12 protein-coding genes and 1 pseudogene are annotated in these 13,553 nt (G+C 71.2%); 11 read left to right on the top strand and 2 right to left on the bottom strand.

Annotation, left to right across the window (positions count from 1 at the left end; all coding sequences use genetic code 11):
* The first annotated feature begins 24 nt into the window (after window positions 1–24).
* The 7 genes from mppP (at window position 25) to ABFX45_RS33540 (ending at window position 8,476) form a co-directional block, all read left to right on the top strand.
* Window positions 25–1,173 (top strand): enduracididine biosynthesis enzyme MppP, encoded by a 1,149-nt coding sequence (gene mppP, locus ABFX45_RS33510; protein WP_109637619.1) that lies wholly within the window; start codon window positions 25–27, stop codon window positions 1,171–1,173.
* A complete protein-coding gene (locus ABFX45_RS33515; protein WP_346134368.1) occupies window positions 1,170–2,318 on the top strand; it encodes an aminotransferase class I/II-fold pyridoxal phosphate-dependent enzyme in 1,149 nt (382 codons plus the stop codon). The genes mppP and ABFX45_RS33515 overlap by 4 nt, the downstream gene beginning before the upstream one ends.
* Window positions 2,315–3,115 carry an enduracididine biosynthesis enzyme MppR gene (gene mppR, locus ABFX45_RS33520; protein ID WP_346134370.1) on the top strand — a complete coding sequence of 267 codons (801 nt, stop codon included), beginning with the start codon at window positions 2,315–2,317 and terminating at the stop codon, window positions 3,113–3,115. The genes ABFX45_RS33515 and mppR overlap by 4 nt, the downstream gene beginning before the upstream one ends.
* Before the next feature lie 51 nt (window positions 3,116–3,166).
* A complete protein-coding gene (locus ABFX45_RS33525) occupies window positions 3,167–4,408 on the top strand; it encodes a sensor histidine kinase (RefSeq protein ID WP_346134372.1) in 1,242 nt (413 codons plus the stop codon).
* Window positions 4,396–5,046: a response regulator transcription factor gene (locus ABFX45_RS33530; protein WP_112227972.1), complete on the top strand. Its 651-nt coding sequence runs from the start codon at window positions 4,396–4,398 to the stop codon at window positions 5,044–5,046. Before ABFX45_RS33525 ends, ABFX45_RS33530 begins: the two co-directional genes overlap by 13 nt.
* 96 nt (window positions 5,047–5,142) lie before the next feature.
* Window positions 5,143–5,913: an ABC transporter ATP-binding protein gene (locus tag ABFX45_RS33535; RefSeq protein ID WP_428834265.1), complete on the top strand. Its 771-nt coding sequence runs from the start codon at window positions 5,143–5,145 to the stop codon at window positions 5,911–5,913.
* Between the two features lie 25 nt (window positions 5,914–5,938).
* Window positions 5,939–8,476, top strand: a complete 2,538-nt coding sequence (locus ABFX45_RS33540) for an ABC transporter permease (protein WP_346134375.1) — start codon at window positions 5,939–5,941, stop codon at window positions 8,474–8,476.
* Window positions 8,477–8,572: 96 nt separating this feature from the next.
* On the opposite strand, the gene ABFX45_RS33545 is transcribed toward ABFX45_RS33540, so the two are convergent.
* On the bottom strand, window positions 8,573–9,742 hold the full coding sequence (locus ABFX45_RS33545) for an NAD(P)/FAD-dependent oxidoreductase (RefSeq protein WP_346134377.1): 1,170 nt from the start codon (window positions 9,740–9,742) through the stop codon (window positions 8,573–8,575).
* Window positions 9,739–10,056, bottom strand: coding sequence for a bifunctional 3-phenylpropionate/cinnamic acid dioxygenase ferredoxin subunit (locus tag ABFX45_RS33550; RefSeq protein ID WP_109637632.1), 318 nt, complete (start codon window positions 10,054–10,056; stop codon window positions 9,739–9,741). Before ABFX45_RS33550 ends, ABFX45_RS33545 begins: the two co-directional genes overlap by 4 nt.
* 121 nt (window positions 10,057–10,177) lie before the next feature.
* On the opposite strand from ABFX45_RS33550, the pseudogene ABFX45_RS33555 reads away from it, so the two are divergent.
* From ABFX45_RS33555 to ABFX45_RS33570, 4 genes and pseudogenes are all read left to right on the top strand, one after another.
* Window positions 10,178–10,324, top strand: a pseudogene (locus ABFX45_RS33555) (helix-turn-helix domain-containing protein); the annotation flags it as partial.
* 245 nt (window positions 10,325–10,569) lie between these two features.
* Window positions 10,570–11,847 (top strand): serine hydroxymethyltransferase, encoded by a 1,278-nt coding sequence (gene glyA, locus ABFX45_RS33560; protein ID WP_346134380.1) that lies wholly within the window; start codon window positions 10,570–10,572, stop codon window positions 11,845–11,847.
* A 17-nt stretch (window positions 11,848–11,864) separates the two neighbouring features.
* Window positions 11,865–12,950 (top strand): S-(hydroxymethyl)mycothiol dehydrogenase, encoded by a 1,086-nt coding sequence (locus ABFX45_RS33565; protein WP_109637639.1) that lies wholly within the window; start codon window positions 11,865–11,867, stop codon window positions 12,948–12,950.
* Entirely contained in the window at window positions 12,947–13,552 is a 606-nt protein-coding gene (locus ABFX45_RS33570) for an MBL fold metallo-hydrolase (RefSeq protein WP_109637641.1), read from the top strand. The genes ABFX45_RS33565 and ABFX45_RS33570 overlap by 4 nt, the downstream gene beginning before the upstream one ends.
* Window position 13,553: the final 1 nt, after the last annotated feature.

Below are 13,553 nucleotides of genomic sequence, written 5' to 3' on the forward strand. Positions count from 1 at the left end.
ACCTGTTAAGGAGCTCGTGAGCACATGCAGGACACTCGGTCGACCGTGGTCAGCGACGACGCGCTGGGCAACCTCACCCAGTTCGAATTCCTGGCCCTCAACAGTTCTCTGAACCTCGCGGACGGTCACGCCCGCCAGGACCTCACCCTCGGCCAGTCGCGGGTGGTCGAGGACCTGCCGCAGCTGTGGGCGCAGGCCGTGAAGCAGCCCGTCGACGAGATCGAACGCGAGGCCATCGGCACCTACTTCGAACTCCTCGGCCAGCACTCCTACCCGGCGGCGGAGGGACGCGTCCTCAGCTGCTACTCGTCGTCCGTCGCGATGGAGATCTTCGCGCGGTCGCTCGCGACCGTGGCCGACCGGATCGCGTTGGTGCACCCCACGTTCGACAACATCCCGGACATCCTGCGCGGTGTCGGGCTGGAGCTCGTCGCCGTCGAGGAGGAGCAGCTGCACGGCGGCGACCTCGACGCGGCACTGCTCGACTCGGTGGGGTGCCTGTTCGTCACCACGCCGAACAACCCGACCGGCAAGGTCGTCTCCCGTGAGCGGCTGGCGCGGCTCGCCGAGCAGTGCGCCCGGCACGACGTCGTGCTGACGCTCGACACGTCGTTCCGCGGGTTCGACCCGGCCGCGCACTACGACCACTACGAGGTGCTGCGCGACAGCGGGTGCCGCTGGGTGGTCATCGAGGACACCGGCAAGCTGTGGCCGACGCTGGAGCTGAAGGTCGGCTGGCTGGTGTCGTCCGAGCACAACGGCCTGCCGCTGGGCAAGGTCTACTCCGACATCCTGCTCGGCGTCTCACCGCTCGTGCTGCTGATGATCAAGCGGCTCGCCGAGGACGCGGCCGACGGCGGTCTCGCCGACCTGCACCGGTTCATCGCGACCAACCGCGCGATCGTGCGCGACGGGCTCGCGGGGGTGCCGGAGGTGACCTTCCCCGATCCGCTCAGCCGTGCGAGCGTCGAGCGCGTGCACCTCGGTTCCCGCTCGGGTCTCGCGGTGTGGCAGGAACTGCGGCAGCACAACCTGTTCGCGCTGCCGTGCGGGCCGTTCCACTGGGCCCGGCCGGAGGAGGGCGGGAACTGCCTGCGGATCGCCCTGTCCAGGTCGCCGGAGGCCGTGGAGGCCGCCACGCGGCTGCTGCGGTCGGTGCTGGTGGCCTCGTGACGGAGTTCCCCCCTGGCTGGCGCCTCGGGGTCGTGCAGGAGGTGGCACCGCCCGGCGTGGCCGACCTCGGGCCGGGTTATCCCGGTCCGGACCTGCAACCCGTCGGGCTGGTGCGGTACGCGTACGCGAGGGCGCTGGACGAGTTCGGGTCCGCCGCCCTCGCCTACGGGGACAACGCGGGAGCGCTCCCGTTGCGCGAGGTGCTCGCGCGGCGGGCGCGTCTCGCGGACCCCGGCGGCGTGGTGGTGACGGCTGGTACCTCGCAGGCGTTGCACCTGCTCGGCACCACGCTGGCGGCACCGGGACAGACCGTGGTGACGGACCGGCTCGGCTACGACTACGGGCGGGCCATCCTCACCAGCTGCGGCCTGCGGCTCGCGCACGTGCCCGCGGACGCCGACGGGATGGACCCCGGCGCGCTGGACGACGCGCTGGCCGCGTCGGACACGGCTTTCGTCTACCTGAACCCGACCTTCCACAACCCGACCGGGCAGGTGGTGCCCGAGCGCAGGCGCCGGGAGCTGCTGGAGGTGACGGCCCGGCGCGGCGTTCTCGTCGTCGAGGACGACGCGTACGCCGAACTGGGCCTCACCGGGGCCGCGACCCCGCCGGCACTGGCCGAGCTGGATCCCGATGGCGTGATCCGGCTGGGCACCTTCTCCAAGACGATCGGTCCCGGCCTGCGGCTGGGCTGGCTGACCGCCGCACCGGCCGTGGCGTCCCGGCTGCTGCGGCACGGCCTGTTCCACAGCGGCGGCTCGCTGAACCACCTGGCGTCGCTGGCGGTGGCGGTGATGATCACCAGCGGCGAGTACGACCAGCACCTGGACTGGTTGCGCGGCAGGCTGCGCAGCCGCCGCGACGCACTGCTCGGGGCGCTGGGCGACCTGGACGCCACGACTCCGGACGGCGGCTTCTTCCTCTGGCTGCGCTTCGGCGCGGGACAGTCGGAGGACGACCTCATGGCCGCCGCGGCCGCCGCCGGGGTGCGGGTCGCCGCCGGCTCCCGGTTCGGGGCGGCGCGCTCGCCCCGCATCCGGCTCTCCTACAGCCTCAACCGTCCCGCAGAACTCGCGTCCGCGGGTCGTGCGCTCCGCACGGCCTGGGCGCGGTCCGGGGCACTACCGGAACGGATCTCCTCATGACCGCGACGAGCCTGCCCACGCCCGTCGGCTACAGCCTGCCGCTGTCGCCGAGCGGCACGTCCGCGATGATCACGCCGCCACCGTGGCACTTCGCCGGTGACGTGATCATGGTCGACTACCGGGTGGATCCGGACGCCGCCGCCCGGTTCCTGCCGCCGGGACTCGACCTCGGACCCGATCCGGGCGCGGCCGCCGCCGTGTTCGCCGAGTGGCAGTGGTGCTCGGAGTCCGGCGCCGAGCTCGCGGATCCGGCGACCTGCCAGTTCACCGAGTTCCTGCTGCTGATCGGCTGCAGCCACGAGGGCAGGCCGATGGCCCGCTGCCCGTACGCGTGGGTCGACCAGCCGGTGCCGCTGGTGCGCGGCTGGATCCAGGGCATGCCGAAGCAGTTCGGCGCGATCCACCAGACGCGGCCGAAGCCGGTCGGTGTCGCCGGGCAGCGGCCCGCGCCGGGAGAGCGCTTCCACGGCTCGCTCTCCGTGTCCGGCAGGCGGGTGGCGGAGGCGAGCGTCAAGCTGACCGGACTCGCGGACGAACCTCCCGTGCTGCACACCGTGCCGTTGGTGCACACGAGGTACTTCCCTGCGTGGACGCCGGAGGACGAGCCGGTGAGCGAGCTCGTCACCTCGGAGGTCACCGGGGTCGAGTTCACGCCGGTGTGGCGGGGTGAGGCCGATCTGCGCCTGTTCGACGTGCTGGACGGTGACTTCGCCGCGCTGGCACCGGTCGAGATCGGCACGGGGTACGTGTTCTCCTACGCCGAGACGCTCCAGGGTGGCCGCCTGCTCGGCTCCTAGCCCGATCCGGGAAGATGGCCTGGCGCCGGGACACGGGGAGGTGGCGCGGGGGTGAGTGCGGTCTGGGGCGGGGTGCGTCGCACCGTGCCCACCATGGTGCTCATGGCGCCGTCCTCGGTCGTGACGGCGTTGTTCCCCCTCGCCCTGCTCGTCGCCGCGCTGGCGATCGTCGCGGGCGGCGTGGGCCTGGTCTTCCTGCCGATGGTGCTGGTGGTGCTGCGGCTGTGGACCGACACGCACCGCGTCCTGGCGGGCCATCTGCTCGGCAGGCCGGTGCGCCGGCGGTTCCAGCCGTTGCGCGGCGGGGTCTTCAGCTGGTGGCGCGGCGTGTTCGGGGACCCGACGACGTGGCGCGACCTCGCCTGGCTGCCGGTGCACGTCGTGATCGGGCTGCCGCTCGGCCTGCTGACGGCGTTGCTGCTGGGACTGCTGCTGGCCTCGCTGGGCGGCACGTTGTTCTGGTGGGCGCTGCCCGACTCGGATCCCGTGCAGCTGCTGCCGGGGGTGACGATCGCGGACTGGGGCACGGCGGTGCTCAGCGGCGTCCCGGTGCTGATGGTCTCGGGGGTCCTGCTGATCTTCGTGGTGCCGGGCCTCGCCCGGTGGTGGGCCGCGCTGACGCTGGCGGTGCTGGACCGCTCGGACGCCGAGCAGCTCGAGGAACGCGTCGAGGTGCTCACCGAGTCGCGCGCCGGGGCACTCGCCGCGCACGGCGCCGAACTGCGCCGCATCGAACGCGACCTGCACGACGGGATCCAGGCCCGGCTGGTGTCGATCGCGCTGCGGCTGGGCATCGTGCGGCAGACGATGACCACCGAGCCCGACGTGGCGAGCACGTTGCTGGCGGAGGCGAGCGAGGGCGTCGAGGCGGCGATGACGGAGCTGCGCACCATCGTGCGCGCGATCTACCCGCCGATCCTCGCCGACCGCGGCCTCGCCGGCGCGGTGCGGTCGCTCGTGGCCGACTGCCCCGTGCCCGCCCACCTCGACCTGGACGAGACCGGTGAGCTGCCGGCCGCCGTGGAGACGGCGGCCTACTTCGCGCTGGCGGAGGCACTCACCAACGTGGCCAAGCACAGCGGCGCGAAGTCCGTCGACGTGCGGGTGCGCACAGCGGGGGAATGGCTGGTCGTCGAGGTGACCGACGACGGCAGGGGTGGTATCGACGAGGCGGGAGGCAGCGGCGTGGTCGGCATCCGGCGCCGGGTCGCCGCGCTGGACGGAGTGGTGAAGGTGGAGAGCCCGGCGGGCGGACCGAGCAGGATCGTGGTGGAGCTGCCGTGCGGGCGGTGATCGCGGAGGACAACGTCCTGCTGGCGGAAGGACTCGCGCTGTTGTTGTCCAGGGCGGGGTTCGAGGTCGTGGCCAGAGTCGTCGACGGCGACAGCTTCGTGGAGGCCGCGGTCGAGCACCGCCCCGAGGTGTCGATCGTGGACGTGCGGATGCCGCCGACGTTCCGCGACGAAGGCATCCGGGCCGCGCTGGAGGCCCGGCGCCGCGTGCCCGGCCTGCCGGTGCTGGTGCTCTCCCAGTACGTGGAGACCAGCTACGCCACCGAGTTGATGGCCGGAGCGCCCGGCGGTGTCGGCTATCTGCTCAAGGACCGCGTGTCACGGGTCGAGGAGTTCGTCGACGCGCTCGTCCGGGTCGCGGGCGGCGGCACGGTGATGGATCAGGAAGTGGTGCGGCAGCTGCTGACCCGCCGCACCAGCGATCCGATCGACAACCTGTCCCCGCGCGAGCGCGAGGTGCTGGCGCTGATGGCGCAGGGCCAGGACAACACGACCATCAGGAACCACCTGCACATCACCGAGTCGTCGGTGCAGAAGCACATCGGCGCGATCTTCACCAAGCTCGGCCTGCAGCCGGCGGACAGCGGCAACCGGCGGGTGCTCGCGGTGCTCGCGTATCTCAACAGCGAGCGCGCCTGACCTGCTTTGACCCGATCGGGGGTGTGGCCAGCTACACCCCCAAGATCGCAGCGAACTGCGATGTGGCGGGACCGCCGGCCGAGTTGACTTGGGTACATGTTCGGCACAAGGGGACAAACGACCGCACCGGTGGGCAGGTCGATCGGCGACGCCGTCACGCTGGTGGACGTCACGATGAACTACGGCACGAAGTACGCGGTGGTGCACGCCGTCCGTCAAGTGGCGCTCGGCTTCGGCCGCGGCTCGATGACAGCGGTGATGGGCCCGTCCGGTTCCGGCAAGACCACGTTGCTGCACTGTGCGGCAGGGTTGATCAGGCCGAGCGCCGGGCAGGTGTTCATCGGCGAGACGGACATCAGCAGGCTCGACGAGGACTCGCTCGCACGGTTGCGCCGCAGCCGCATCAGCATGGTGTTCCAGGCCTACAACCTGCTGCCCGCGCTGACCGCCGAGCAGAACGTCATGCTGCCGCTGCGACTCGCCGGGCACAAGCCGGCCTCGGCCCAGGTGATCGACGCGCTGCGCCAGGTCGGGCTCGCCGACCGCGCCAAGCACCGCCCTGGACAGCTCTCCGGCGGTCAGCAGCAGCGCGTCGCGATCGCCCGCGCGCTGATCACCAACCCGGAGGTGCTCTTCGCCGACGAGCCGACGGGTGCGCTGGACGTCCACAATGGACGTGAAGTGCTGAGTGCGTTGCGGCACCTCGTCGATGTACGTGGACAGACGGTGGTGATGGCGACCCACGACCCGATGGCTGCCGCGTGCGCGGACCGGGTCGTGTTCCTCAGCGACGGAGTCGTGGTCGCCGAGCAGCGGCAGCCCACGCCCGAGACGGTCGCGGCCAAGCTCGCCGCGCTGGGGGGCTGAGGTGTTCTGGATCTCCGCACTGTCGGTGCGAACACGCTGGAGGCTGTTCACCGGCCTGATCGTCGTGGTCGTGCTCGGCGTGACGATGCTGGCGGCCACCGGCCAGATGCTGCTCGCCACCAGGGACGCCTCTCTCGTGCGCGACCAGATCGGTGCGGGCCGCTTCGAAGCCGCGTCGGTCGTCGTGCGTGCCCAGCAACGCGCGCACATCCCGACTGACGACGGTGACACGACGTTCGACTACGCGCCGCTTCTGCTGGAGGCGCGCCGGATTCCCGTCAACCTGACGTCCAAAGTGGACGCTGTACCTGGGGTCAGGGCCGTCCATCCGGACCGCACGTTCTCGGCGACCCTCGTCGGAGGAGAGGACGGCACGCGGGCAGGGCACGGGTGGTCGAGCGCCGCGCTCGCGCCGTACCGGCTGACCGAGGGCACCGAACCCCGCTCGCGGGACGAGGTCGTGCTGGACGAGGACACGGCGAAGCGTCACAACCTCGAACCCGGCGACCGCACCGATGTCATCACGCTCGGCGGTGTCCGCGCGGTGAAGGTCGCCGGCGTCGCGAAGGGACCGGGCGGCGACGGGCGGTTCGCCGTCGCCGCGGTGTTCTTCACCGACCAGGCGGCGGCCGAACTGACCGGCGCGAGCGACCAGGTCGACGCGATCGGGGTGTTCGGCGAGGACGGCACGACACCGGAGGCACTGGCCGAGCAGCTGCGCCAGGCGCTCGGTGACCCCTCGCTGGTGGTCGTGACGGGCGCGGACAAGCTCGACCCCGCGACGGTCAGCGACTACACCAGCGCCGTCACCGACGCGGGTTCGTTCCTCGCGATCACCGCGCTCATCTCGGCGTTCGTGTCGATCTTCGTCGTCGCCAGCACGTTCGCCTTCGTGGTGGCACAACGCAGGCGGGAGCTCGCGCTGCTGCGCACCGTCGGCGCCACGCCGAAGCAGGTGCAGCGGATGATGATCGGCGAGGCCGCCATCGTCGGAGCGCTGGCCTCGGCGGCCGGCTGCGTCCTCGGTGCCATTGGCGGGCAGGTGCTCGCGGGGCTGACCGTGAGCTTCGGCATCGCACCGCCGGGCTTCAGCGCACCCGTGTCACCACTGGCGCTCACCGTGGCTTTCATCGTGGGCGTGGGCGTTTCGGTGCTCGGCGTGTTCGCCGCGTCCCGCCAGGCGGGCAGGGTCGCGGCGGTGGAGGCGTTGCGGCAGGCCGATGTCGAGCAGGGCGTGATGACCCGCGGCCGCTGGCTGATCGGCATCGGTTTCTTCGGCCTCGCACTGCTGATGATCCTGCTGATGGCACGCGTCGGCGGCGAGGCCTCGGTCGTGTTCGCGATCGTCCTGACCGAGGTGCTGGTCGTCGCACTGGCCGCACTGGCACCGCTGTTCGTGCCACCGCTGGTGTGGCTGCTCTCCCGGCCGCTGACGGCCTGGACGGACGTGACCGGCCTGCTCGCCGGTGCCAACAGCCGGGTGGCGCCACGCCGCGTCGCCGCGCTGGCGGCACCGATCCTCATCACCGTGGCGATCGGCTCGTCGATGCTGGGCGTGATCGCGACGACCAGCGCGACAGCGGCGGCCGACGCGCGAGCGCACCTGTCCGCGCCGTTCGTCGTGACGGCACAAAGCGGAGCGGGCCTGCCGCAGGACACCATCGACAAGATGAAGTCCGTACCGGGCGTCGCGGACGTGACCGGCGTGGTGAAGACGAGCGGCTGGGCACCGAACCTGGGCGAACCGGACCAGGTGACCATGGGCGTCGCCGACCCGAGGACTCTCGGCGCGGTGTTCAAGGTGGCACCGGCATCGGGTTCGCTGGACCAGTTCGCCGGCGCGTCCGTGGTGGTGACCCGTGAGGCGTCGAACCTGCTGGGCTGGACGGCGGGCCAGCAGGTGACGGTGTACCTGGGCGACGGCACCCCGGCCCCCGTGACCGTGGCCGCCGTGCTGAGCGCCGACGCCGGCCTCCCGGACATCCTGCTGTCACCGGAGATCGCGCGCGGCCACGTGCACGACCCGCTGACCAGCGAGGCCTACGTGTTGCTGGCGCCGGGCGCCGACACCGGCGACGTGCGCAAGGCCCTCGCCGCCCTGCCTGCCGTGGAGGTGTCGACCGCGGAGGACTGGCTGACCACCCAGTCCCAGAACTCGCAGCAGGACAACCTGATCGCGATCGCCCTGCTGTTCGGCATGGCCATCCTCTACACGGGAATCTCCATCGCGAACACCCTGGCGATGTCGATGGGTGAGCGCACGGAGGAGATCAGGCTGATGCGCCGCATCGGTGCGACGGGCCGTCAGATCACCGGCGTGATGCTGGGCGAGATCCTGGCGGTGGTGCTGGTGGGTGTGGTGCTGGGTCTGCTGGTGGCCGTCATCACCATCATCGGCGTGTGGCGCGGCCTCGCCTCAACGGGCGCCGAAGCCGTCATGGACCTTCCGCTGCTGCAACTCGGCGGCGTGGTGTCGACGTGTGTGGTGATCGCGCTGGTGGGAGGCATGGTGCCGACGATGCGCGCCCTCCGCGTGACGGCGGCGGCACGGCCCGCCGAGTGAGTCGTGGCGGTGTCCCGGTACGTGCCGGGACACCGCCATGGAACTCCACTGTGGACGATTACTCCAGTTCGCCGATCATGCCGTGTCCGAGGTGCGTCAGTGGCCGGCCGTGGCCGAGAGCTGGCGGCGCATCCTGCCGAAGAGCTTGGCGTTGTTCATGGCGAGGACGCCGACGGCGTGGCCGTCGCGGCGGAACTCGGCGACGAACTTCCGGTCGTCGGGAGAGCCGTCGATCATGGCGATCTCGTCCGCGCCGCTGGTCTCACCCGCGAGCTGCAGTCGAACGCCGTACTGGTCGGACCACACGTAACCGGACGGCCGGAACGTGTCGAGGGTGGTGCCCGCCAGGAGGTTGCGCACGGCCACGACCGGTTGCTCCGAGGCGTTCGTCCAGTGCTCGTGGCGGACCTGGCGGCCCTCGGGTGTGCGGTACCTGGCGACGTCGCCGACGGCGACCACCGAGGGGATCGGCGTGACGCAGCCGGTGTCGCACAGCACCCCGTTGTCGAGCGGGAGCCCGGATCCGTGCAGCCAGCCGGTCGCGGGCTCCATGCCGACACCCGCCACCACGACGTCGGCGGGCAGGTGCGAGCCGTCCTGGAGGGTCACGCCGGTCACCCGCGTGCCGTCGGCGGTGAAGCCGGCGACACCGACGCCGAGGCGCAGGTCGACGCCGTGGTCCGCGTGCAGGTCGGCGCAGATCCGGCCCAGCGACGCGCCGAGGGCGCGTTCCATCGGTACCGGGGCGGCCTCGGCCACCGTCACGTCGAGGCCCAGTCCGCGGCAGGTGGAGGCGACTTCGGCGCCGATCCAGCCCGCGCCGACGACCACGACGCGGGCGTCGGGGCGCAGGTCCGCGCGCAGGGCGACGGCGTCGTCGAGGGTCCGCAGGGTGTGCACGCCGGCGAGCGCAGAGGTACCGGGCAGCGTGCGGGCGCGGCCGCCGGTGGCGATCACGAGGCCGTCTGTCCGCACGATCTCGCCAGTGGAGAGGTGGATCTCGCCCGCGTGCGGGTCGACCCGTTCGGCGCGGACCCCGAGGCGCCACTCGGCTGCCCATTCGTCGACGTCGCTCTGCTCGGCGAGTGCGAGCTCCTCGGCGGGCAGGGTGCCCGCGAGGAACGCCTTGGACAGAGGTGGCCGGTCGTAGGGCGCGTGGACCTCTTCGCCGATGACGACCACGCGCCCGTCGAAGCCCTGCTTGCGGAGCTCCTCCACGGAACGCAGGCCCGCCAGCGAGGCTCCGGCCACCACGACCGTTCTCATGCGACGGCCTCGCGACTCCGCGTGTCGACGTAGATCACGCCGTCCTGCACGACGACCGGATACGTGCGCACCGGCTTCTTGGCCGGCAGGCAGGTCGGGACACCGGTGCGGAGGTCGAAGCTCGCGGCGTGCAGCGGGCACTCGACGAAGCAGCCCTCCAGCCAGCCCTCGGAGAGGGAGGCGTCCTGGTGGCTGCACGTGTCGTCGATGGCGTAGAACTCGCCGTCCGCGTTGAAGACGGCGATCGCCACGTCTCCCGAAACGCGCACGGACTCGCCGGCGGGCAGGTCGTCCACGGCGCAAGCGGTGATCATCTCAAGCCCTCCGTTGCGTATTACGGAACATGGTGTGCGATACGCAACAGCAGGATGGCTTAGGATCAGGAGGGCCGTCAAGGAGCCAGGGTGTGTTGCGCCAGTCGGTTACCGTCGCGTCATGCGCAACAACGGGGAGGAGCGCGACGCCGCGCTCGTGCAGTCGGTCGACCGGGCGGTCGCCATCCTCGAGCTGCTGGCACGCAACGGCGAGGCTGGGATCACCGAGATCGCCGCCGAGCTCGGCTGCGGACGGCGTCGCGCGACCTCTCCGTCAGGATGGGGCACCCCGTGTCCTGACAGCCCGCGCCGACCAGCGAGCCCCCGGCCCGAGCCGGGGGCTCGTTCGCGTTCCGGGATTGTGACCACCCGGAACGTCGTCGTATCGGATGCGGCCGTCCGTGCGACGGGGGCTTGACAACCTCGCGCCCGAGTCTCACCGTGATGCGCGTCGCAGTTGCACAATGCGAACAAGGTTGCGCATTACGGAACAAGCTCGGAAGGGTTGGCCCGTTGTCACTCTCCGTCTCCACCTCTGTTCTGGAACTGGACCTCGACGAGCTCGATCCCGAGGTCGCCACCGAGATCCGCGCCGAGCTGCACCGCCAGCAGTCGACGCTGGAGATGATCGCTTCCGAGAACTTCGCGCCGGTGGGTGTGCTGCAGGCGCAGGGTTCGGTGCTGACGAACAAGTACGCCGAGGGCTACCCGGGGCGCCGGTACTACGGCGGGTGCGAGCACGTCGACGTGATCGAGGCGCTGGCGATCGAGCGGGTGAAGGCTCTCTTCGGTGCCGAGCACGCGAACGTGCAGCCGCACTCGGGTGCGCAGGCCAACGCCGCGGCGATGGCGGCGGTGCTCCAGCCGGGTGACACGATCATGGGGCTGGACCTGGCGCACGGCGGCCACCTGACCCACGGGATGCGGATCAACTTCTCCGGCCGGCTCTACCACGTCGTGGCGTATCAGGTGGACCGCGAGTCCGGACGCGTGGACATGGCCGAGGTCGAGCGGCTGGCGCTGGAGACGAGGCCGAAGCTGATCATCGCCGGCTGGTCGGCGTACCCGCGGCAGCTGGACTTCGCCGAGTTCCGCCGGATCGCGGACCTGGTGGGCGCCAAGCTCATGGTGGACATGGCGCACTTCGCGGGTCTTGTCGCCGCGGGCCTGCACCCCAGCCCGGTGCCGTACGCCGACCTCGTCACGACCACCACGCACAAGACGCTCGGCGGTCCGCGCGGCGGAGTGGTGCTGTGCACGAAGGAGCTGGCCAAGAAGGTCGACTCCACGGTGTTCCCCGGTCAGCAGGGCGGGCCGCTGCAGCACGTCATCGCGGCCAAGGCGGTGGCGTTCAAGGTCGCGGCGACCGAGGAGTTCCGCGAGCGCCAGCAGCGGGTTCTCGAAGGTGCGCGCATTCTCGCCGAACGCCTCTCCCGGCCCGACTGCGCCGCGGCCGGGGTGAAGGTGCTCTCCGGCGGCACCGACGTGCACCTGGTGCTCGTCGACCTCGTCGAGTCCGAACTGGACGGGCAGCAGGCCGAGGACCGGTTGCACCGCATCGGCATCACCGTCAACCGCAACGCGGTGCCGTTCGATCCGCGCCCGCCGATGGTCACCTCCGGACTGCGCATCGGTACCCCGGCACTCGCCACCCGCGGCTTCACCGCCGCGGACTTCACCGAGGTCGCGGACGTCATCGCCGCCGCGCTCCAGCCGTCGTACGACGAGACCGATCTCGCCGCGCGCGTCTCGTTGCTGGCGAAGAAGCACCCCCTCTACTCCCACCTTTGACGAGTCAGGAGAAGTACGTGGCACACGCAGTGAACGGTGTCGTGGCGGCGGGGCGCGGAGCCGAGGTCTCCGTCGAGACCATCCTCGTGCCGGACCCCGGACCCGGCGAGGCGCTGGTGAAGGTCCAGGCCTGCGGGGTCTGCCACACGGACCTGCACTACCGGGAGGGCGGGATCAACGACGAGTTCCCGTTCCTGCTCGGGCACGAGGCCGCGGGTGTCGTCGAGGCCGTGGGCGAGGGCGTGACCGGCCTGGAGCCGGGGGACTTCGTCATCCTCAACTGGCGCGCGGTGTGCGGCTCGTGCCGCTCCTGCCTGCGAGGGCGGCCGCAGTACTGCTTCAACACCCACAACGCCTCCCAGCCCATGACCCTCGCCGACGGCACCCCGTTGTCGCCGGCGCTCGGCATCGGCGCGTTCGCGGAGAAGACGCTCGTCCACAGCGGACAGTGCACGAAGGTGAACCCCAAGGCACCGGCCGAGGTCGCCGGTCTGCTCGGCTGCGGTGTGATGGCGGGTATCGGCGCCGCGATCAACACCGGTGGGGTCGGCCGGGGTGACAGCGTGGCGGTGCTCGGCTGCGGCGGTGTCGGGGACGCGGCCATCGCGGGTGCCCGGCTGGCGGGGGCGCGCACGATCATCGCCGTCGACCTGGACCACACCAAGCTCGAGTGGGCGCAGAGGTTCGGCGCGACCCACACCGTCGACGCCCGCAGCCAGGACGTCGTCGAGGCGATCCGCGAACTGACCGACGGGAACGGCGCCGACGTCGTGATCGACGCCGTCGGCCGGCCGGAGACGTTCCGGCAGGCCTTCTACGCGCGCGACCACGCCGGCACCGCCGTGCTGGTGGGCGTGCCGACCCCGGACATGACGTTCGAGCTGCCGCTGATCGACGTGTTCTCCCGCGGCGGCGCGGTGAAGTCCTCCTGGTACGGCGACTGCCTGCCCAGCCGCGACTTCCCGATGCTCATCGACCTCTACCTGCAGGGCCGGCTGGACCTCGGCGCGTTCGTCACGGAGACGATCGGCCTGGAGGACGTCGAGAAGGCGTTCGAGGACATGCACCACGGTCGCGTGCTGCGTTCGGTGGTGGTCCTGTGAGCGCACGGATCGAGCACGTGGTCACGTCCGGGACGTTCAGCCTCGACGGCGGAACCTGGGACGTCGACAACAACGTGTGGCTGGTCGGCGACGACTACGAGGTGCTCGTCATCGACCCAGCGCACGATGCGGAGGCCGTTCTCGCGGCTATCGGCGGCCGTGTCGTGACGGCGTTGGTCTGCACGCACGGCCACGACGACCACATCAACTCTGTCGTCGAGGTGGCGGACAAGACCGGGGCGCCGATCCAGCTCCACTCCGAAGACCGTGCACTGTGGACGGTGGTGTATCCGGACCGTGAGCCGGACGTCTGGCTGGCGGACGGTGACAAGCTCGCTGTCGCCGGTACGACCCTCGAAGTGCTGAGCACACCCGGCCACACCTACGGCTCGATCTGCCTGTATGCGCCCGGACTCGGAGCGGTCTTCAGCGGCGACACCCTGTTCGAGGGCGGTCCGGGAGCCACCGGCCGCTCGTACTCGGACTTCCCGACGATCGTCACCTCGATCCGCGAACGGCTGCTCACCCTGCCGCCGGACACGGTCGTCCACACCGGACACGGACCCACCACGACCATCGGCGCCGAAGCGCCGCGGATCTGAC

It is taken from the genome of Lentzea roselyniae (genome assembly GCF_039537795.1).
GTDB classification, from domain to species: domain Bacteria; phylum Actinomycetota; class Actinomycetes; order Mycobacteriales; family Pseudonocardiaceae; genus Lentzea; species Lentzea atacamensis.